Annotated in this window: 2 protein-coding genes; both read left to right on the forward strand. The window is 74.0% G+C overall.

The window, feature by feature from the left end; all coding sequences use genetic code 11:
- Positions 1-553 (forward strand): DUF6807 family protein (locus tag CCN44_RS32055; protein ID WP_086701610.1); only part of this gene is annotated, 553 nt, incomplete at its 5' end.
- On the forward strand, positions 550-1414 hold an 865-nt coding region (locus CCN44_RS32060; RefSeq protein ID WP_143650085.1), incomplete at its 3' end, for a glycoside hydrolase 43 family protein. The genes CCN44_RS32055 and CCN44_RS32060, both read left to right, overlap by 4 nt.

The raw sequence follows: 1414 nt of genomic DNA on the forward strand, positions 1-1414 counted from the left end.
CCAGCTCCGCGACCCCGACGGCTTCGTGGAGGAGCTGCGTTGGGTCGCCGCCGGAACCGAGCTGCTGCGCGAGCGCCGTACCGTCGCGGCCACCGGACTCACCGACACCGCCTGGGCGCTGGACTTCACCTTCTCCCTCACCAACGTCACCGCCGGGCCCCTGACGATCGGCAGCCCCGCCACCAACGGCCGCCCCGGCGCTGCCTACGGCGGCTTCTTCTGGCGGGCCCGCAAGGAAGCCCGGCCCCCGGAGGTCTTCACCGCCGACCGGGAGGGCGAGGCGGAGGTGCACGGCACCCGCGCCGACTGGCTCGCCCTGACGGGAACCGGCTGGACCCTGGTCTTCGCCGGCGCCACCGAGGACACCCGCCGGGACCCGTGGTTCGTCCGGGCCGCCGAGTACCCCGGCGTGGGCTCGTCGCTGGCCTCCGCCGAGCGCCTGCCGGTGGAACCCGGCGGGACCGTCGTACGCCGGGTGGTCACGGTCGTCGCCGACGGCGGCCTGGCCCGGGACGAGGCGGCTGCCCTGGTCCGGACGGCGGTGAGCCAGTGAACACCACCGGCACCTACACCAATCCGGTCCTGGACGCCGACTGGTCCGACCCGGACGTGGTCCGCGTCGGCGACGACTTCTACCTCACCGCCTCCAGCTTCGGCCGCGTCCCCGGCCTGCCCCTGCTGCACTCCCGCGACCTCGTCCACTGGACCCTCGTCGGCCACGCCCTCGAACGCCTGGAGCCGGCGAAGGAGTTCGCCCGGCCGCGGCACGACCGCGGCGTCTGGGCACCGTCGATCCGGCACCACGACGACCGCTTCTGGATCTTCTGGGGCGACCCCGACCACGGCATCTACCAGGTCAACGCGCCCGAGATCAGGGGGCCGTGGACCCGACCGCACCTGGTCAAGGCGGGCCGGGGCCTGATCGACCCGTGCCCGCTGTGGGACGACGAGACCGGCGAGGCCTACCTCGTGCACGCCTGGGCCAGATCCCGCTCCGGCGTCAAGAACCGCCTCACCGGCCACCGGATGCACCCCGACGGCACCTCGCTGCTGGACGAGGGCAAGGTGATCGTCGACGGGGACCGCATCCCCGGCTGGTTCACCCTGGAAGGGCCCAAGCTCTACCGGCACGACGGCTGGTTCTGGATCCTCGCCCCGGCCGGGGGAGTGGAGACCGGCTGGCAGGGCGCGTTCCGCTCCCGCGGATTCTTCGGCCCGTACGAGGAACGGATCGTCCTGGAGCAGCGGGACACCGACGTCAACGGGCCGCACCAGGGCGGCTGGGTGCGCACCGCGGCCGGCGAGGACTGGTTCCTGCACTTCCAGCAGCGCGGCGCCTACGGCAGGGTGGTCCACCTCCAGCCGATGCGCTGGGGGCCCGACGGCTGGCCGGTCCTCGGCGACCGGGGCGCCC

The sequence above is a fragment of the Streptomyces tricolor genome (genome assembly GCF_002155905.1).
Classification (GTDB): Bacteria; Actinomycetota; Actinomycetes; order Streptomycetales; family Streptomycetaceae; genus Streptomyces; species Streptomyces tricolor.